10 protein-coding genes are annotated in these 20,851 nt (G+C 39.3%); 5 read left to right on the plus strand and 5 right to left on the minus strand.

Going from position 1 to position 20,851, the window contains the following annotated elements; translation table 11 throughout:
* Positions 1-22 precede the first annotated feature (22 nt).
* Positions 23-208 (minus strand): hypothetical protein, encoded by a 186-nt coding sequence (locus NMG88_RS05855; protein ID WP_042152613.1) that lies wholly within the window; start codon positions 206-208, stop codon positions 23-25.
* 292 nt (positions 209-500) lie between these two features.
* Between NMG88_RS05855 and NMG88_RS05860 the strand changes: the two genes are divergently transcribed.
* The gene (locus tag NMG88_RS05860; protein ID WP_227357811.1) at positions 501-2,009 is read left to right on the plus strand and encodes a UbiD family decarboxylase; all 1,509 of its coding nucleotides are present in this window, start codon (positions 501-503) and stop codon (positions 2,007-2,009) included.
* A 254-nt stretch (positions 2,010-2,263) separates the two neighbouring features.
* Here NMG88_RS05860 and NMG88_RS05865 read toward each other — a convergent pair whose 3' ends face one another.
* Positions 2,264-10,585, minus strand: coding sequence for a glycosyltransferase (locus NMG88_RS05865; RefSeq protein ID WP_346732941.1), 8,322 nt, complete (start codon positions 10,583-10,585; stop codon positions 2,264-2,266).
* A 272-nt stretch (positions 10,586-10,857) separates the two neighbouring features.
* Between NMG88_RS05865 and ftsH3 the strand changes: the two genes are divergently transcribed.
* Entirely contained in the window at positions 10,858-12,696 is a 1,839-nt protein-coding gene (ftsH3, locus tag NMG88_RS05870; RefSeq protein ID WP_254035203.1) for an ATP-dependent zinc metalloprotease FtsH3, read from the plus strand.
* 212 nt (positions 12,697-12,908) lie between these two features.
* On the opposite strand, the gene NMG88_RS05875 is transcribed toward ftsH3, so the two are convergent.
* On the minus strand, positions 12,909-13,514 hold the full coding sequence (locus tag NMG88_RS05875) for a CPP1-like family protein (RefSeq protein WP_026797948.1): 606 nt from the start codon (positions 13,512-13,514) through the stop codon (positions 12,909-12,911).
* A 73-nt stretch (positions 13,515-13,587) separates the two neighbouring features.
* Positions 13,588-14,358, minus strand: a complete 771-nt coding sequence (pgeF, locus tag NMG88_RS05880) for a peptidoglycan editing factor PgeF (protein ID WP_227357812.1) — start codon at positions 14,356-14,358, stop codon at positions 13,588-13,590.
* 61 nt (positions 14,359-14,419) lie between these two features.
* Between pgeF and NMG88_RS05885 the strand changes: the two genes are divergently transcribed.
* Both NMG88_RS05885 and NMG88_RS05890 read left to right on the plus strand, forming a co-directional pair.
* Positions 14,420-15,283, plus strand: a complete 864-nt coding sequence (locus NMG88_RS05885) for a biotin--[acetyl-CoA-carboxylase] ligase (RefSeq protein WP_254035204.1) — start codon at positions 14,420-14,422, stop codon at positions 15,281-15,283.
* 36 nt (positions 15,284-15,319) lie between these two features.
* A complete protein-coding gene (locus tag NMG88_RS05890) occupies positions 15,320-16,906 on the plus strand; it encodes a M23 family metallopeptidase (RefSeq protein ID WP_042152629.1) in 1,587 nt (528 codons plus the stop codon).
* Positions 16,907-17,069: 163 nt separating this feature from the next.
* Here the strand turns inward: NMG88_RS05890 and NMG88_RS05895 are convergent, their stop codons facing one another.
* Positions 17,070-18,440, minus strand: coding sequence for a helix-turn-helix domain-containing protein (locus tag NMG88_RS05895; protein ID WP_254035205.1), 1,371 nt, complete (start codon positions 18,438-18,440; stop codon positions 17,070-17,072).
* Positions 18,441-18,682: 242 nt separating this feature from the next.
* Here NMG88_RS05895 and NMG88_RS05900 point away from each other — a divergent pair, with 242 nt between their 5' ends.
* Positions 18,683-20,851: an alpha/beta fold hydrolase gene (locus NMG88_RS05900; protein WP_254035206.1), complete on the plus strand. Its 2,169-nt coding sequence runs from the start codon at positions 18,683-18,685 to the stop codon at positions 20,849-20,851.

Below are 20,851 nucleotides of genomic sequence, written 5' to 3' on the forward strand. Positions count from 1 at the left end.
CAAATAAAAAATAATTACCCTGTTAAAAGGAATAAATAAACGCCCGCCAATCAACTCCTTCACGGAAGATCAAATCAACGGTATCTATCGCTTCTTGAAACAATTTAGTAAATTCATCTGGCCCAAATTCTCCGCTACTGGGGCGACGTTCTCGGTCATCGGTTCCAGGTTTAGGATATTCTAAGAGATAAATAAACTTACAATTCACCCATAATAAATTAGTTGATAATATTTAGGATCTTTCAAAAGTTCTCGACAAGCATCCCTATCTCCTTGAAGATAACGCTTGAGCAATGCTTCTGGTGGTTCTGATAATGGCATAGCAAAACCTGGTTAGGTGAAAAGTGGATGATTTTAAAAAGGATATATTCCCCTCAAGTTAGTTATAGCATTGATTTTAAAAAAATAATTATATCTACCTATATAATTTTGGCATGGAGTCGCATTAATTGTTAAAAACTGTCATAATATAAAAATAGACGTAAAAATTCTTAAACACAATGGCGAGAGATTTAAGGGGCTTTTTAAAACTGTTAGAAGAACGAGGACAATTAAGAAGGATTAAAACTTTAGTTGATCCTGACTTAGAAATTGCCGAAATTTCTAACCGAATGTTGCAAGCAGGTGGCCCTGGATTATTGTTCGAAAATGTCAAAGGTTCACCATATCCGGTGGCTGTGAATTTATTGGGGACAGAACAACGGGTTTGCTGGTCAATGAACATGGAAAACCCCCAAGAGTTAGAGGAATTGGGGAAAAAATTAGGAATGTTACAACAACCTAAACCCCCGAAAAAGATATCCCAAGCGATTGATTTTGGCAAGGTTTTATTTGATGTGATTAAAGCCAAGCCCGGGCGCAACTTTTTTCCCCCTTGTCAACAGAATATAATTCAAGGAGATGACGTTGATTTAAACCAAATTCCGATGATTCGTCCCTATCCTAAAGATGCGGGAAAAATTATTACTTTGGGATTAGTAATTACGAAAGATTGTGAAACCGGAACACCAAATGTCGGGGTTTATCGGTTACAATTGCAATCTAAAAATACCATGACCGTCCATTGGTTATCGGTTAGAGGTGGGGCTAGACATTTACGCAAGGCTGCGGAGAAGGGAAAAAAATTAGAAATTGCGATCGCTTTGGGAGTAGATCCGTTAATTATTATGGCGGCGGCGACTCCGATTCCTGTTGATTTATCGGAATGGTTATTTGCGGGATTATATGGGGGTTCTGGCGTACAATTAGCCAAGTGTAAAACGGTGGATTTAGAAGTACCTGCGGACTCAGAATTTGTATTAGAAGGAACCATTACCCCCGGAGAAATATTACCCGATGGGCCTTTTGGTGATCACATGGGATATTATGGGGGTGTGGAAGATTCTCCTCTAGTTAGATTTAACTGTATTACCCATCGTCAAGATCCGATTTATTTAACGACTTTTAGCGGTCGCCCCCCCAAAGAAGAAGCGATGATGGCGATCGCTTTAAACCGGATTTATACCCCGATTTTAAGACAGCAAGTATCGGAAATTGTAGACTTTTTCCTACCCATGGAAGCCTTAAGTTATAAAGCCGCTATTATCTCCATTGATAAGGCTTATCCAGGTCAAGCGAGACGGGCAGCATTAGCATTTTGGAGTGCCTTACCTCAGTTTACTTATACCAAATTTGTGATTGTGGTGGATAAGAGTATTAATATTAGAGATCCGCGACAAGTGGTATGGGCAATTAGTTCCAAAGTTGACCCTTCCAGGGATGTTTTTATTCTTCCAGATACGCCTTTTGATACCTTAGATTTTGCTAGTCAAAAAATCGGATTAGGGGGAAGAATGGGGATAGATGCAACTACAAAAATACCTCCTGAAACCAATCACGAATGGGGAGAACCTTTAGAGTCAGATATTGATACAGCCGAAATGGTGACAAAACGTTGGGCAGAATATGGATTAAATGATCTGAATTTAACCGAAGTAGACCCAAATTTATTTGGTTACGATATCAGATAAAAATGTAGCCACCACTGTTGCGCCGTTGTTGCGCTTCAGCGCACCTCTTATCAGGCTAAAGCCTAAAAACGGGGTAGCCGTTGTTGCGCTTCAGCGCACCTCTTATCAGGCTAAAACCTAAAAACGGGGTCTGTTTAAGTAGGTGTTCATAATTATTCGCATTTATAGAAAAATTGTTGTTGATGCTTCAGGTTTTAGAAGAAATGCGCTGAAGCGCAACAACGGTGCAACAACGGCGTAACAACATTATTGGTTTATTGATGGGTTAACTGTTCATAATCTGAACGAAACCATTGCGGTAAACGAGAAAGATCCTGAATTTGTAATTGTTCAGGGCGACAATATAATAACACCGCCAATAGAGGTTTAATCGTCTCTATTTGATTCAATTCTTGATTCATTTGAGACGCTAAGGTTTTAATGAATTGCTGTTCTGTAGATGTTAAATTTTCTTGAGAAAACCCACTATATAATAGGGTTCGATAGACTTGACCCACTGAACTTTGATAAACAGATTCTAATTGTATGGTTTCCAAACCCAACCAAAAATCAGCAAATTGTCGGCGAATTTGACGTAAATCCTCAACAATAGCAGCATTAGCCGGATCAATTTTATATAAATTAACACATCCAACTAACCGATTTTTGAATAATTCTGCATCGGTTAACGGTAGATTTTTTGTAACAATTAAAGGCTGTACTTTTTCCACAACTAACGGATTTTCAAATACCCGTTGATATTCTTTTAATAACCATTCAGGTAAACGAGTTTTTGCATTAGCAACTACCATTTTTCCTGGGGGATAATATAACATTAATACCATTAAATGATTTAAAGAATCAGACTGTTTAAGTCCAATCGCCTGTTGAGTAATTTGGTTAACAAATTGTTCTTCTTCTACGGTTAATAGTTCCCGTTGAATCCCTCGATTTAAGAGAATTTGATATCCTTTTCCTAAATCTGTTGTATACATTCTTTCTAACTGTTCGGGTAGAACTCTTAACCAATGTTCCACCATTATTTTCCGAATAGAACGTAACTGATTAATAATTACTTGATTATTGGGTTCTAATTCATAATGATTGATATGAGTCACCAAATCCGATAAATACTGTTGGATTGTTTCTCGACTATTGAGTTGAATAGATGACTGTTTGGGTTGGTTTTGTTGCCAAGTTTGGAATAACTGTTGGAAAATTATACCCATTTTATTTGAGTAGGTTCGACTATCCAAAAATTCAGGATTCTGCTGAATTTTTTGTTGAATTTCTTGGCGCTTTTGTTGTCTAAGTTGAGGATTATTAGCAAGGTTTGTGGCTAGATTAATATAGGATTCTTCACCATTGGCAATTAAGTCATTAATAGAGAGCGATCGCAACAAAGAAGCCGCCATTAATGAACGGAATGAACCAATATCTCGGACGACAAAAACCTCTCCCGCTTGGGATGTTGTCGGGGAAAAATTAGGAATAATATCCCCATCTCGGACAACAGGAACTAAACCCACTTCTAAGGGATCAACTAAAGAATTTACCCCAGAAAAAGGGTAGGAGTCTAAATAAATATCCGCTAACTTCAGATATTCTTTAATATCGCTGCGACTCCCTTGGGGTTTAATCATAATTAAACGACTCGGATCAACACCATATTTAGTTAAAACTTCTTTAAACTTATTAATCCAGGGAAGCGCTCTATATTGAGATGCCCAATTGGGGTTAAATGGATATAAAACCAACACCGAATTAGGAACTTTTGCTAATAGTTTAGCCCAAGTTTCTCGAAGTTCAGGAATAATTTTATAGAAATTAGCACCGGAGATAAAAACAACCGCCTGTTCAGAAATTCCTAAACTAGAACGAGTTGGAATTACTTGCGGTGGTTCCGGGGGAGTTACATAATAACTAAAACAGTGCGCCGTACCTTCTAAAAGAATTAATTTTTCCCGATATTGGGCTTGGGGATTTTGTTTTATTTCTGTTAAAGTTCCTGAAATATAGTAATCTATATTCCGCATTCCTGTAGTTACACAGGATGATGTTGATGTGACTTGAATCCGGGCTAAACGATGTAATCCTAATAGCGTTATCCCATGATTAACGGCTGTTACATTGGTTCCAATTAACAAAATATCTAAATCATCATTACGGATTAATTGCACCTGTTCTGAGACATTTTTAGGCAGTTTTACCAAGCGTTCAACCCGACTCTGACAATACTTTTCTAAGGGATGATTATTCGATTGTAGAGCATATAAAATTACCTCAAATTGAGTTGAATCTAAATACTCAAAAACAGGTAAAGTTGAGTAAGTTTCGGTTTGGGGTAGAAAATGGTTACTGAGAATTCCTAAGCGGATTTTCTGGCGATTTGGACGTTGGGGAAACTGATAATCTAAAGCATAACCCAAATGAGTTAGGGCAAATTCCATAATTTCTGCCCGTTTAATATAAATATTTTTGAGATTAGCGGTATTAAAATACAAGGGAATAAAGTTAGCAATTTGGGTAAATTTCCAGGCTAATTCTTGCCAAATTGAAAACTCAGGATGACTGGTAAACCGCTCATGAATATAGGTAATCCAATTTTCCAAATAACGATAATATAGTTCAGCTTCTCCTAACTCTTGGAAAAACTGAGGGACGGCTAACATAAACTCAAAATAATCAGGTAAAAACCATTTAGGAATCGGAGCTTGAATATACCAATTAGCCGATAATTGATAGGGATAGCTATATAAAATAATTGCCAATAAATGTTGTATGCTTTTAGGTTGATTTAACCCTTGTTTTAGATAGGTATACCAATCTTGAAGTTGAGCTTTTTCTAGGGATGTTAAGGCTTCATTTTTCAGCCCACTATTGAGTAATATTTTATGCGCTTGACCAATTTCTCCTCCATAGGTTTTTTCTAAATTATCTGATTCTAACCCTAACCAATATTGAGCGACAATCTGCCGAATTTGACGCAGGGAATCGGGGTTATTTGTTTTCTTGTATTCTTCAGTTAAACGGGAAACTTCGGCCAGAATTTGAGCCGGAGTTAAGGTTTTGATTTGAGCTTTGGGTGATTTTTGAGGACTAAATAACTCAATAATAGCTTGTTTAATAACATCAGATTGACTACACTTTAATGCTTCTTGAATTTGAGCAATTACGGCCTTAGCATCCCCATTAACTAACAGTTGTTGAGCGGTATTAATAGCATATAACCCATAGTGTTCTCTGGCTTTATTCGATAAATTAATGGCCAAATTTTCGGGTAAATAGGATTGAGAGAGTTCAATAGATTTTAAAGTATCAGAAATATTAGCCCCAATGCAAATTAACTTAGAACTTTCTGAAGTTGAATGTAAACGATAACAGGCTAAAGGTTGGGGTTCATAAGCCACAGGATAATAAGCAGAAATTCGTTTCCATATTTCCCAGTCTGCTGCGGAACCTGCATTTTCAGAAAATCCGCCTAATGTTTCATAAACACTGCGTTTAACCACCATAGCAGCAAATTGAATGCGCTGCATCACAGCAATGCGTTCTAACCAATTATAAATAATCCCATTTGTTTCTTGTTCTAACGCAGAAATGGAGCGTTGTTTTCCCTGTTCATCAATATAATAATGGCGACAAAATCCAGCCCCGGCGGTGGGTTCTTTTTCTAATAGTTCTCGCATCCGAGTATAAAATCCAGGGAGGACTAAATCATCCTGATGTAAAAGATGAATCCATTGTCCTGTAGACCGTTTAATACAATCATTCCAGTTAGGAATTAACCCTAAATTTTGCGGTTGTCGATAGAATTTAACTCGATTTTTACCGATATTTTTAACAATAGTTTCAATCTCTGAATTAGTTGAACAATCATCAACTACAATAATTTCCATTTCTTCAGAACTTATGGCTTGAGTTAAAACACTATTTAACACCTGTTCGATATATTTTTCGCCATTATAGCTAGGAATAATCACCGACCAAAAAGGTCGAGGTTGAGCGGAAAAAACCGGATCAATTCGAGGTGCATTAACTTGACTTAGTTTAGATAAATTAATATACATTTGAGCAGGATCAATTTTTTCCATTCCCTCCCCTTTAATTTGAATTTGCTCATCACAAGTTTCTATGATTTCTGGTGATAATGTTTTCATAAATTGAAATCGGGTGGCGGGGTCAGCAAATCGGTTCCAAATTCTTAATAAATTAGTTTGTACTGTTTGTTTATAGCTTCCTAATTCAACTACAGAGTTCAATAATTCCGTGATTAATTTAATATAAAACGGTAGATGAAACTGTGATAAAACTTGATTAGCTAAATCACAGGATAAATTATTAACTAAAATTTGATAGTTTTGATCAGTTAGTTGAATTTGAGCATGATTTAAAAATTGAGCTAATTTTTCCCCGGAGGAGGTATATCTTTTAAAGATTAATATTTCTTCTTCACGACTTAAATCTTGTTGATGACTTAAGGAATTTTCTGATAAATTCAAAGTCCCTAATATTTCAGGAATAAAATTAAATTCGCCCGCATTAGCAATTCTAATATAAAAGTCTTGATCTCCTCGAACTTTTAAGGTTTGATCAAATAATCCATAATTATTATGTAGAGATTTTCGCCACATCGGTTGAGAACCAATTTGGGCTGAAAATAATAATTTTAAACGGGAAAATTCCGACCATTTCCAGTGCGGTTTGCCATTTAACTGTTCTAAATTAACACTTTCTCCGGGTGATACCGCTTGCTGATCGGCGTGTACTAATACGACTTCTGAATGTTGATCTAAATAGTTAGATAACTTTTCTAAAGTGTTTAATTTGAGACGATCATCGGTATTTTGATTAGTGATATATTCACCCCGAGCGATCGCAATTCCCCTATTCCACGCTTGATAAATCGGTTCTCTTTCTTCTGTTCTAATATAGATAATTGAGTTAGGATATTGTTTTTTAAACTTAGAAACAATCTCTCGTTCATTTTCCTGGGAACCGGAATCAACAACAATAACTTCTAATTTTCCTTGTTTAAATAAAGTTTGATTAACTAAATTTTCCAACCTTCCCGACATCATTGATGCGGAATTATAGGTAGAAACAATCGCAGAAACTTTGATTTGAGGTTGAGTTAATGCTTGTTGTTTTAATGCTAAAACTTGAGTATCTTCTAATACTATCATAGGGGGAGATAGCTGCTCTGAAGTATATTTACCTTGCTGAATTAACTGTATTTCCTCTTGAACAATTTGCTTCACTTCTTGATAATATTGCTCTCGATAAATTTTAGAACGTTGGGTATCGTAGGTACGAAATCCGCCAATTAAACTTCTTAATAAATACAAAGGAGCATAACGAGAAAAGCGTAACCACAGTTCAAAATCCCCCGCTAAATTCAGATTTGTTTGTAATTTTGATCCGGCTTTTTCCCAGAGCGATCGCGTCCAAAATGTACTTTCTTGTTGAATCCAGGTATGTTGTAATTGTTGATATTGTTCCACCCATTGTTTATCTAAAAGCATTTTTCTTGACCATAAAGGTGTCTGCATTTGACTATGAATATGTTTGCCATTTCTATCCCATTCTGTCGGAATTCCCATCACCCATTCCACCTGTTTATTGTGCCCAAATGTTGCCGCCAGTTTATAAAAAGCATCGGAATGGTATTTATCATCGGAATTTAACCATCCCATAATTTCACCCGTTGTTTTTTCAAATCCTGCATTCACCGCCACATAATGACCGCCATCCGCTTGACTTTGCCAATGGGTTAAATATTTCTGATATTTTTTAATAATTTCAACTGAATTATCCGTACTTCCCCCATCCATAATTATGTATTCTAAATTAGGATAATTTTGACTCAAAATCGAATCAATACACTCCTCTAAAAATTCCCCTTGATTTAAAGAAGGGGTAACAATAGAAATTTTCGGTAAAGCTGAATAAACTAAAATTTCAGGAGATACAGATTTAATATTTGTTGCGGATTTTTGCCAAAGAATATTATAGGAAATTGGTTGACCAAATTCTTGATAGGATTTTTGGGTTGTGGGTTGCCAAAATTGACGATAAGAGGTTTCTGACATTCCATATAAATCAGGATCAAGTTTAATTTGATCAAAATCAATCATAGAATTTAAGGTTTTTTGGGTCTTAAATAAATAGGGTAAAAATTGATTTGTCCAAACTTCTGCGGGTTTTACTACCACATCAAAACAATGCAAGGAAAAACCATTGGGTTTTAAAATTCGATCAATATCTTGGGTAATTTGATCAAAATTTGTTTGATTTTCAGAAATATGTTCTAGGGTAGAAATACTAAAAACACAATCAAAATATTGATTAGGAAGTTCAGCGTTAAAGTTGCCAATATAATCTAAAACAATACGGGAGTTAGCATAATTTGTAATCTGATTAGGGCCATTTCCTACCCCTTCAAATTTATCTAAATTCCAGCATTCATAATCTTGTTTTAATGCTTCTAATACTCTGGAATTCCCCCCACCAATTTCTAATAATTTTGAACCTTTGGGTAAATTTTGGGTAATAAAATTATAGACTAATAAATCTTGATAAATTTTTAGATCGCAAGCATCGGGATTAATATTAATATAGGCTTTAAACCGTTGAAATTGATTAAAATGACTCCGTTTAGAATAGGTAAAATCTTGAAAATCAAGCGGTTTTTTTTCTGATTTTAAGTTTTGCATAGTTTTGATTAAGGTATTTTGGATAATTGCAGCCATTTTTGACCAGGAATATTGAGAAGATTGTTGTAAACCTGCTTCAATTAAAGGTTGACGAATTTCGGTTTTTTGAATTTCTTCTAATGCTTGTAACATTTCTAAAACCTGATCTTCATTAACATAATAAGCCGCTGTTTTGGCAATTTCTGGAATTGAACCTTTTCGACAGGTAATTACCGGACAACCGCAAGCCATCGCCTCTATAATTGGCATCCCAAACCCTTCATATTTAGAGGGATAAACCAATGCAGTTGCGCCGGAATACGCCTGTTTTAATTCCTGATCATCCAGTTGCAATAAGTTAATTTTAAACTGTTGCATATAGGGATAAAAATCTGCTTCTAAAGTTGGTTCTCCACCGACACAAACAATTTCAAAATCCTGATTATTTTTGAGTTGAGTTAGGGCTTTAAAAAATAATAAAGTATTTTTATAGCCTCCCGCACCCAAACGTTGACCGACTAAAATAAAATAGGGTTTATTGATGCTATGCTTAAATTTAAACTGTTGAATTTCTCCTGGAGTTGCGGGGGAAAAAACAGCCGGAACACCACAATGGGCGACGGTAATTTGATTTTTATTAATATTAGGGAAAAAGTTAACTAAATCTTGGGCTGTGTTTTCAGAAATCGTAATATAGGCGGATGCGTGTTTAATTCCATGATGTTTTTCTTGCCACATGGGAATAGTTAAATCCAGTCCTAATTGTTCTGGAATCATATCATATCCCATAAAAACCGAAGGTGTTGTTAGGGGAGTTGTATAATAGGTGGAAATGAACAGATCCGCATTTTCTTGATCACAGATTTTTTGTAATAATTGCCGATCTTCTTCAATTTTATCATAATTATATTCGGGAATTTGATAATATTTAATCCCAGGAATTTTAGGCGTAGTCCCTTCCCTGTCTAAAACAACAATTTGTTGAGCAAAATCTTTTGTAGACCATGCTTCTAGTAAGGATTTCCAAACCCTCGCAATTCCGGTATTACGAATCTGGAAAAATACACCATCAATAATAATTTTACTAGAATTTTTACCGGAATTAATCTGTTTTCGAGTTGCTACGGCTTTTAAAAAATCCTGTTCAATTAAGGAAGGGAGAGAATTAGAAGCAGATTCTATAGACACAGCTTTTTTCCATGCTGATCCTGATATTTTTGTTTGGGTTAATAGATGTAAACTACTCCCATCAGAATATAAGTTTAACTTAAATTTCTCCGCAATTTTTACCAAAGATTGATAGGTATAAATAGAAATATGTTGACCTTCATGGAGAGCATAATACCACCATTGATCCGGTTGAGGATGATCCGCCGGAAGTAGTTGGGTACTGAATAATAAATTTTTAGAAAACTTTAATAATTTTTCAATTTCCTCAAGGGGATCAACAAAGTGTTCAAAAACCTCAAAAGCCGTAATTAAATCATAGTTTTCTTGTTGATTTCCTTCAAATCCCTGATAAAATATATTTTGACAATATTGATCATATCCATAAAAATCAAACCCAAAATCTCGCATCAATCGCACAAATAAACCATAACCACATCCATAATCTAAAAACTTGCCTTTGGAATTAAAACATGATATAATTAACTCTTGAGTGATTTGAGAAAATTTAAAATTTCGTGCCACTAATCCCACATCACTCATAGCAATTGGATCAGCATAAGCGACCTCTAACCAATAGGGTTTTTCAGTTTGCACAAACCCACAAACCGAACATTTAAAATAATCAACAGTATAGCGATTTAAGACCGTAGCTTGAGCAAAATAAGGGGATATAGAACCACAAACTTTACAAAGGGAATTTTGGGTAAATTTTGATTGACTTTTAACTTGCACTATGGTTTAACCTTAAACTCAACTGAGGGAAAAATCTTTTACTATATTACTGCGCGCGAGTGCTGGGGCGATCATTAGTGTCAACTTCAGGCTAAAACTAGGGTAGAAAACTGAAATCTTCTCTAAGGGGCGATCAAGAGCTTTATCCTTAACCAATTGAGATCACCAAACAAGACCCGACGCACTGTTGATGAAAAATACGTTAAGATTAGTAACAATACCATAACAATGAGTCCTGTAGACTCGCCGCAACAGTAGGAGGATAGACCTCGGTGAATAAACGCTGGAGAAATGTGGGGTTATACGCCCTGCTTGCCATTGTAGTCTTAGCATTAGCAACTGCCTTTTTTGATAAACAGCCCCAAACCCGGGAAAGCTGGAAGTATAGTACCTTTATTCAAGAAGTCAAGAGTAATAAAGTTGAACGGGTCAGTCTCAGTTCCGATCGCTCCAGAGCCCTAGTCACGGCCCAGGATGGGAATAAAGTTATTGTTAACCTTCCTAACGATCCGGCTCTGATCGATATTCTGACCGAAAATAACGTTGATATTTCAGTTTTACCCCAAAACGATGAAAGCTTCTGGTTCAAAGCCCTGAGCAGTCTGTTCTTCCCGGTTTTACTATTAGTTGGCCTATTTTTCTTACTCCGTCGCGCTCAGAATGGCCCAGGTAGCCAAGCCATGAACTTTGGCAAGTCTAAAGCTAGAGTCCAGATGGAACCCCAAACCCAAGTCACCTTCGGGGATGTAGCAGGTATCGAGCAAGCTAAACTCGAACTTAGCGAAGTCGTGGACTTCCTGAAAAATTCTGATCGCTTTACGGCTGTTGGGGCAAAAATTCCTAAAGGGGTGTTATTAGTTGGCCCCCCAGGGACAGGTAAAACCCTATTAGCCAAAGCCGTAGCCGGAGAAGCGGGTGTTCCCTTCTTCAGTATTTCCGGTTCGGAATTTGTAGAAATGTTCGTCGGTGTGGGTGCGTCCCGGGTGCGTGACCTGTTTGAACAGGCGAAAACCAATGCTCCCTGTATCGTATTTATTGATGAAATTGACGCCGTAGGTCGTCAACGGGGTGCAGGTTTAGGCGGTGGTAACGATGAGCGCGAACAAACCCTAAACCAGTTATTAACCGAAATGGACGGGTTTGAAGGCAATAACGGAATTATTATTATTGCCGCGACTAACCGCCCCGACGTCCTCGACTCCGCCTTAATGCGTCCGGGTCGCTTCGACCGCCAAGTTGTGGTTGACCGTCCCGACTATAACGGCCGAGCAGAAATTCTGCGAGTTCATGCCCGGGGCAAAACCTTGGCTAAAGATGTGGACTTGGATAAAATTGCCCGTCGTACCCCTGGGTTTACCGGGGCGGACTTATCCAACCTGTTAAACGAAGCCGCTATTTTAGCCGCCCGTCGTAACCTGACCGAAATTTCAATGGATGAAGTCAATGATGCCATTGACCGGGTGTTAGCTGGCCCTGAGAAGAAAGATCGGGTGATGAGCGAAAAACGCAAAACCCTAGTCGCTTATCACGAAGCCGGACACGCCTTAGTAGGGGCCTTAATGCCCGACTATGACCCTGTACAGAAAATTAGTATTATTCCTCGCGGTCGGGCCGGGGGGTTAACCTGGTTTATGCCCAGTGAAGAACGTATGGACTCCGGTTTGTTCAGCCGCTCCTATCTGGAAAATCAAATGGCCGTGGCTTTGGGTGGCCGGGTAGCTGAAGAAATTATCTTCGGGGAAGAAGAAGTCACCACCGGAGCGTCCAATGACTTACAACAGGTGACTCGGGTGGCCCGTCAAATGATTACTCGTTATGGAATGAGCGATCGCCTTGGCCCAGTGGCTTTAGGTCGTCAACAGGGGAATGTGTTCCTGGGACGGGATATTATGTCGGAACGGGATTTCTCCGAAGAAACCGCCTCAACTATTGATGCCGAAGTCCGTATATTGGTGGATGCCGCCTATAAACGGGCAAAACAAGTATTAGTAGAAAACCGCCATGTTTTAAATCAATTAGCCGATGTTTTAATTGATAAAGAAACGGTGGATGCTGATGAATTGCAAGAACTGTTAGCCAATAATGAAGTCAAAATGGCGTCAGTTGTTTAATTCAAATCCTAAAAATTAAATCAGTTTAAATAAAAATAGGGCTGTTTCTGTTTCCAGAAATATAGCCCTATTTTTATAGTCGTCGCCCCTAACAGTTAGGAAAAAGACTGCTAAAGTCTTTTCTTCCCTGTTCCCTCCCCCCCTAGCCCCCCGTGTACGGGGGGTTTGGGGGGGGCTGTTCCCTAATTCCGGTAACTTCAAACCCTGGGGAATTAACGCAGAAAGCAAGCCACAAGCCACAAAACAATAAAAGTAATAAAAGCAATAAATCGTTCTACCGCGATCGCTCCTGCTAGTGAACTCAATAAACTTCCTAATATTAACCCCCCAATTAAACCCGCAACGGTCAGTAAAACCGCTCGACCAAACTTATTTTCCTTCCGGTTGAGGAAATAAAGACAAGATCCCACACCCAAGGCTAAAGTTAGTTGTAATAATGAGGTAGCAAAACCCGAATAAAGGCTCAAACCTGCCAAGGTGACATATACCCCAGAAGGCCATAATAACTCAGCACGACTGGGAGTATCCAACAGTTGGCTTAACCAATTGGGTTTTGAATTCGCCACAGGTTGAACACCAGAGGGCGGAGTTGGGGCCACTCGTTCGGGAAAACGAATTCGCTCCGGGACTTTAATTTTGCCCTCTTGTCGCATTTTCAACCGATCCATCAAAATGGCATCATAAGCCGCTTCAATAGATTGCAGCAGCTTAACTTCGCCAATATATTGCTGTTTTAGGCGATCTCGAGCTTCCTGAATTTCATCAAAGGAGGCATCAAGGGTAACCCCAAGCTGTTCGTAGGGACTTTGCTCGCTCATCAGACTTTTTCTTATACCGTTTATTAATTGTAAGCTTAACTCAATCTCGATCCAAACCGTTGATCTATTAACTCTACTGACTCACAATCCCTGACCATTGAACCCGTTTCAATTGTTCCCGACGATAGGAGAAAAAAGCCTCCGGGTCTTGATAGGTACAATGGGGAGCGATCGCCACTTGTTCAGGTGTAATCCCTAACTGTTCTAGTTGTAAACTATTAAACCGTCGCACATCTAAACGGACTTTATCCGGGTCAGGATCGGTCATTAGGGGGGAATTAGGGAGTTGATAGACTGGTTCTAATCCCCCTATATCACAAACCAAACTTTGGGCTAACTGGGTCGCCACATCCAAGGAAACTTGATAGACCTGTCCCGAAATCGCTGGCCCTAATCCGATCCGTAAATCCTCTAATTGACTACCCTGGGCTTGAAAATGGGCGATCGCCTCTGGAACAATCTTAGCAGCCGTCCCCCGCCAGCCCGCATGAACCGCAGCCACCTTTCCGGTTTGAGCATCCGCAATTAACACCGGAACACAATCCGCCGTCGCTACCCAAACCGCCTCCGAGGAATTTTCCGCAAATAAACCATCCGCTTCCATCAAAGGAATTTCCTGTGATCCCAAATTATCTAAAGGTTCAACAGTTCCCGTTTTTAATACGACATTCCCATGCACCTGCTTAACTCGATACACTGGAACCGCAGGTTGTAAAACAGCCACTAAGTCCGAAGGAGTTCGAGGACTAAAAGAACGGGTAAAAAAGCCATGTTGCCAATCTTTAAGCAAACTACAGGTTAAATAGGGTAATCCATTCCAGGTTTGCCAATGCCAAGTGTGCATAAAATTATGATTAGGAACAGTTGCGACTACAAACACCCCTAATTTTAACCGATTCTTCTTTGTGTCTTTGTGTCTTTGTGTCTTTGTGCCTTTGTGTTTTATTCCCATTCCCTTAAATAACTTGCTGAATTTATCCCGTTTGGAATCTGCCTTACAAACCCTGATGGAGACGCGCCGTGGTACTTCTCTACCAACTATTTATTATTTTGATAGCTTAATTTCTACTAATCAAACCGCCTGGGAACTGTTAGAACAGGGTGAACCTTCGGGAACTGTTGTTATCGCCGGAGAACAAACCGCCGGACGGGGACAATGGGGCCGACAATGGCAGTCGAGTCAGGGGGGGCTATTTTTATCAAAAATTGTCGATATCAACCTTCGGGTGACTCAACAAGCCCAATTGAGCATCAGTTCAGCTTGGGGTATCGCCACAATTTTGCGCGATCGCTCCTGTCCCGTACAATTGAAATGGCCGAATGATTTAATTTTAAATCAGCGCAAACTCGGCGGAATTCTCACCGAAACCAAAATTTCGGGACAGCTTATTACTCAGGCGGTGATCGGAGTTGGCTTAAACTGGGAAAATCCCGTTCCTGAAATTGGGATTAATTTACAAACCTTTTTTGCCCATTCTCCCACACCGCCGACGATTCAATCCCTAGAATTCCTCGCCGCCCTAGTCTTACAGGGATTAGACCTAGGGATTCAACACCTATCAGATGCTAAGGTTAAGAAAATGTTAACGGGCTATAATCAACTCTTAACCTGTATTGGGAAACCGATCCAGATTGGGGATCAAATTGGTGAAATTATCGGAATTTCGGAACAAGGGAACCTGCGAGTTGGTCTTTATCCTAAAACCGAAATCGGTTTTTCTCAAGAAATTGACCAACAGCCCGGTACAATAAATATCGGCTACAGTTAGTTCAACAGTTAGATCATTATTGGTTGTGTGAGGAAGATGACGGAACAGAAAAAATATCCAACATCCAATACCCGCCAAGGACGTTGGTACTTGGGTTCAAGAAGTTACGCCCTTTTGGGTTTAGGTTGTCTTACGGGTTTAGTCCTATTCAGTAGCCGTGTAATTGCTACGGATGAATTTTCTATACCCGTGGAAGCGGAACCTGTGGAAGCGTCTGTTCCCAGCGCTCCTGAAGCGACTACAGGATACAGTGATAACTTGACTGTTCCGAATACTGAACCAGAACCCACCTATAGCGAACCCGCAACTGTTCCAGACTACTCTACACCTGATCCGAGTTATTCTGAACCCGCCCCTAATCCTGAACCAGAATATTATTCCGAACCCTACAGCCCAGAAATTCCTAATATTGTCCCTCCACCTGAACAAGAGATTGTTTTTCCAGAAACACCCCCCGCAGAGGAGTCTCCAGCTAATGCTTATATAGATCCAACGGATTATCAAATTGGGGCCACGGACGGCTATGAAGCTCCCTCTACAGTGGTATTCTCCGAACGTTCAACTGGATGCGAAGCGGCTTTAGAATTAGGACAATCCGCCGGAGATTTATGCGTCCCGGCTTATCCCTCATCAATTTATCAGGCGGAAAATAATCAAGTTCCCTATACTGGAAATACTCCCTACATTGGCAATAATAATTTAGGCTCTATTCCCAACCCCTTACTAGACGGGGGAAATACCGCCTATGGTCAGCCCAATTCCTCCTACACTAATGGTTTTGTTGCCAACTCCGAGGCTAATATTGGGGGCGGTTACGAGGCCAACTATACTTATAATCAGCAACCTCAATCCGTTGATTATGGTTCTGGTGGGTCATACTCTGGGGAAGTAGCCGTTACCGGGTTTAGCCCGATTCAAGTTGGCCCAATGGTGGTCAGCAGTATGAGTAATTCCGGTTTGACCTATTATAATCGCACCCAACGTCCGGCGGCGGTGCGGGGAAATGGCAATAGCAGCGCGCTTTTTCCCCTAACTATTCCCTCCCCAATTACTTCTTTATTTGGTTGGCGTGAACACCCGGTTTTGGGTTATGGCCGTTTTCACACCGGGATTGATTTAGGCGCTGATGAAGGGACACCCGTTGTGGCTTCCTATTCCGGTCAAGTGTCCGTCGCCGATTGGTTAGGGGGCTACGGGATGGCGGTGGTACTAAATCACTCGGAAAAATCCCAGGAAACCCTCTATGGTCACTTATCGGAATTGTTTGTTAAACCCGGAGAGCAGGTTAAACAGGGGGAAGTGATTGGACGGGTCGGAAGTACGGGGATATCCACCGGGCCCCATTTACACTTTGAGTTGCGGAAGTTAACCAGTCAAGGTTGGGTGGCTATTGACCCCCGCAATGATATTGAAGTGGCGCTGGCTCAACTATTAAATACCATGAAGGTGGCGCAGGTTCCTTCCTCAGAATTTATTGCCAAATTAGCAGAAAAAACCACCGATGTTGAAACCGGAATTCCTAAATTACCCCCGTTACCGCCGGGTGTGGATGTGATGATTCCTAATTTAGAACCTCCTACCCTGAATTTTGGATTTGCAGAGAATCTTAAAAGTCCTGGATAATTCACCATAAATTTCTATTTTTTAACAGTTCAATATCTTCCCCCGTAGGTGCGGGTTCGAGTGAGGGGTTATTGGTTGGGTGGGGGCGGGTTTATTAAGGTTGTTGGTGAGTGGCAAAATTCATCGGTGAACCCGCCCCTACATATAGAAACAGGATTTCTGGTTATTGACAATTCAAAATAAGATATTGTTGAATAATGGGAGAAACCTTAAAGTAGGTTTGCTGTTGCTGTTCTTCGGGTTCTATTAAACAACGCCGTTCTAAAGATTGAATCGCTTTAAATACATCCGTTGCAGGTAATTTAGATATTTCTATTAATTCGGCAATTCCTAGGGGTTGCTTTTCTTGACTCAGAGTAGTAATCACCGTTTTTTCAATCTTTGATAACCGTTCCAAATGCTGTTTTAAGATTTCGGTTAATTCCTCTCCCAAGTATAGATTATCATATTTGAGAAATTCTGCAACCTTTCCCCTAAAAATATCTTGAATCATCGTAGCAACAATTTTTAACCATAGGGGATTTCCATGATAAGTCTCAATTAACAAATGCCATTGTTCCTCATCTTTTAATCGTTTTTCGCGTAAAATTTCCGTTGCTGCTGAACCCAAACCCGATAACTTTAAACAGCGAATTGGTGCATTATCATCGGTTAAAGTAACAATATCTTGGGGAAGTTCCCAACTATTGAGAATTAAACAACTCTGATGGGAGGTTTCAGCAATTAATTTAAACAATAGGCTATAATTTTTAAAGTCAGGATGATATTGTCCGGCTAGGGTTCCTTGATTGAGTAAAGTTTGCACATCATCCAGAATAATCAGACAGCGTTTTGTTCTCAGATATTCGATTAATAAAGATAATTGTTCTTCTAAACTAACAGGTAATTCCGTTAAGGATTGATTAGATAAAAATAATAATAAATTTTTTAGGGTAATTTCCAAACTGGGGGAAGTACAAAAACTTCGCCAGATAATTGCTTCAAATTCCGGTTGTAAGGTTTGAATTAAATAACGAGTTAGGGTAGTTTTACCAATACCACTTAATCCAATAATAGAAACTAGGCGACAATTTTCTTGAATAATCCAATTTTGTAGGGTTTTTAATTCGTGAATGCGATCATATATTTTCTTAAGATCCGGTGCTGTTCCTAAGTCAATTTGTTGTTGTTTTGGGGGAGATTGCGATCGCTCTGTTGGTATGATTGATGATGGGTTATTATTGCATATATTAACATGGCTAAGATTTACAGACTCATTATAATTCAAAAAATAAGCTGATTGTGAGCGTTCTAAACTCGATATAATATTCGATTTCCTAATATTTTCACCTAAAATCCCTGAAAACATTTTCCATAATTCAGAGGCTAAATTTCTCACATAAGCCTCGGTAAGATAACATTCTTCTGCGATTTCCGAATATTTTTGGCCATCCCATACACCGCGCAAGACGGCTTTTTGCAGATCATCCAGATGTTTTTCCGTCTCCGAAAAAACCACATTGTCTGCTAACTTTAAAAATTCTTCTATATCCATAACTCCACAACATATCAGTATTTTCACTAGGATATCATACTTTTTGTGATTTTACCTGACATTTCTCAAAATATTATGACAATTTATGACGAAAACGATTTTAATTATCTGCTTAAAAGTGATATTTTATTACTTTACAAAAACAGGTTTTTTGTGCATACTATTCTTTAAATCAGTTCGTTTAGTCAGTTACTTATATTTATCAAAATTACCTCACTTTTATCTAAATTCAGGGAAGATATATGTCTAATCCACTTTCGCAAGATCCTAGTCAGAATTTGCTCCCATCTGCCAGTTTTTCCGCTTTGAATTGGGAACCCCAAGAACCTAATCCAGCAGTTATTTTACAATCTGACTTATTAATCGGTCATATTAATCAAAACCCAAATATTACAGCACTCACGCCGAACCCCTCTGATAGTTTATTGCTGGCTCAAATTGAAGGATCAATTGCAACTATTGACCCGAATATAACGTTACCGAATGACAATTCCTTCGATGGGTTGACGGGTGAAGCAATGGATATTGTCAAGGAACAATTAACCCAGTTTGCAAAGGTTCCTAATTTTGTCGAAAAGATGAATTTAGCCTTTGGAGAAAGTGCGGATATTCAAACTGCAAATGTTCTAACCCAAGATTGGTTAAACAGTGATTTTAGTTCGATTCCGCCAGTTAAATTTGTCTCATCTGCCGAAATTGGTGGGGCGAATGGGGCTTTTGCATCGGCGACGGATACGATTTATTTATCGAGAGAACTATTAACTGAAAATGGGGCAAATCCGGCGGCGGTGGCCGATGTGTTGCTGGAAGAAATCGGGCATTCTGTTGATTCGCGGTTGAATGTTGCGGACTCACCGGGAGATGAGGGGGCGATTTTTGCGGCGGTTGTGCAGGGTAAGGTATTGAGTGAGGGTGAGCTTCAGGGGTTAAGTGGTGAGGACGATATTGGGACTGTTATCTTCAATGGGCAAGCTATTTCCATTGAAAAGGCATTTGATTGGGGAAATAACTGGGCTATCCAATCTTGGAATCGGAATGGAAATTCAAAAAGTTGGGAACCTTTATGGAATGGCAAGGCCAAAGATTTTGGTTCTGCTACCCGCAGCGATGGCAAAAAAGGTTTTGCAAAGGATTGGGGAAATGGGAGTCCTGTGGCGGGAGTAAATCAGGATGACTTCTACTTGAGATTTTGGACACAAGCTGATTTTCAGCAAGGTCAAACTTACAATTTTAATGTGAAAGCTGATGATAAGTATGCTTTATTGGCTTTTCCTGTAGGTGCAAATAATAAAAATCAGATCGAATGGATCGGTGGCGATCAGTTGAAGGGAGATGCCTTCGAGGGTAAGACTATTCAATTTACACCGAAAAATAATGGTAAGTATTGGGTATTAGCAGACTACCGTGAAATAGCTAACACTGCTTATTTCGATCTCTCTTGGGAGCAGACAGGTCAAGCATCTTTTGGTTCTTCTCCTGCTAGTATCTCTTGGGATAGCAATAAAGCTATCAAGGTAAAAAATCAGATATTCTCAGTGGAGCTATCGCTTTACGATAAGGATGGTAAAAAGGGGATAGCTAATCGTAGTAATATTGAGCCTAACAAAGACACTGTTGTTGTGATTCATGGTCGTGGTGATGGTAGTGCAGATACCAATATAACTGGTTTAGCAAAAGCAGCAGCAGCTAGTAACTATTACCCAAACTCTCAGGTACTTTACTTAGACTGGAAAGACGCAGCAAATGATGGTGGGATCGTTCCTTACGACGCAGCGGAGCGGATTAGACCTGTTGCTGACTGGGCTGTGAAGAAGTTAAAAGAATTAGGAATAGATCCTAAAAAAACTATTCTCTTAGGTCATAGTTTAGGTTCTTATGTTGCCTCTGAGATAGGAAAAATAGGTGGAACAGTGAAGGAACTTGTTGCACTCGATCCAGCTTGGCCTGGTGGCACTAATAATGGCGGTTACGATATTGATGGAAATAACCCTGGCCCTGATCGTGCAGTAGATTTTGACAAGGTCGCTACTAAGTCTATTGCATTGGTTACAGCAAAAGGGAAGGGAAGTGATGCAGGTGATCAAGACAGAGCTAGTAGTGCTAACGATTCCTATACAATTTATTTTACGGGCTATCAAGCACCATTTATCGATGTTTTTGGGACACGATCAAAAGATTATCACAACGCTGTCCCTAAAGTTTTCTCTGATATACTCTCATCTGTCTCTCAATTCTCGTCGGCTAATCCGTTAATTTTTCCATCTCACGAGCCTAACAGGTTTGACGATATAGGGAATGTAAAGCCTGTCGGATTTCAAGGGGAAAAACAGGAAGAATTTCCTCGTCACGAAGGTCGTATAACAGTCGATTTAACTAATAGACATCTCCAAAATAGAAACGGGGAGGGATAG

This window comes from Planktothrix agardhii (assembly GCF_904830935.1).
Lineage (GTDB): Bacteria > Cyanobacteriota > Cyanobacteriia > Cyanobacteriales > Microcoleaceae > Planktothrix > Planktothrix agardhii.

Excerpts from the sequence above, each read along its gene's own strand:
- NMG88_RS05900 (WP_254035206.1), top strand. The coding sequence starts at position 18,683 with ATGTCTAATCCACTTTCGCAAGATCCTAGTCAGAATTTGCTCCCATCT.
- NMG88_RS05890 (WP_042152629.1), top strand. The coding sequence starts at position 15,320 with ATGACGGAACAGAAAAAATATCCAACATCCAATACCCGCCAAGGACGT.
- NMG88_RS05860 (WP_227357811.1), top strand. The coding sequence starts at position 501 with ATGGCGAGAGATTTAAGGGGCTTTTTAAAACTGTTAGAAGAACGAGGA.
- pgeF (WP_227357812.1), bottom strand. The coding sequence starts at position 14,358 with ATGCACACTTGGCATTGGCAAACCTGGAATGGATTACCCTATTTAACC.
- NMG88_RS05875 (WP_026797948.1), bottom strand. The coding sequence starts at position 13,514 with ATGAGCGAGCAAAGTCCCTACGAACAGCTTGGGGTTACCCTTGATGCC.
- NMG88_RS05895 (WP_254035205.1), bottom strand. The coding sequence starts at position 18,440 with ATGGATATAGAAGAATTTTTAAAGTTAGCAGACAATGTGGTTTTTTCG.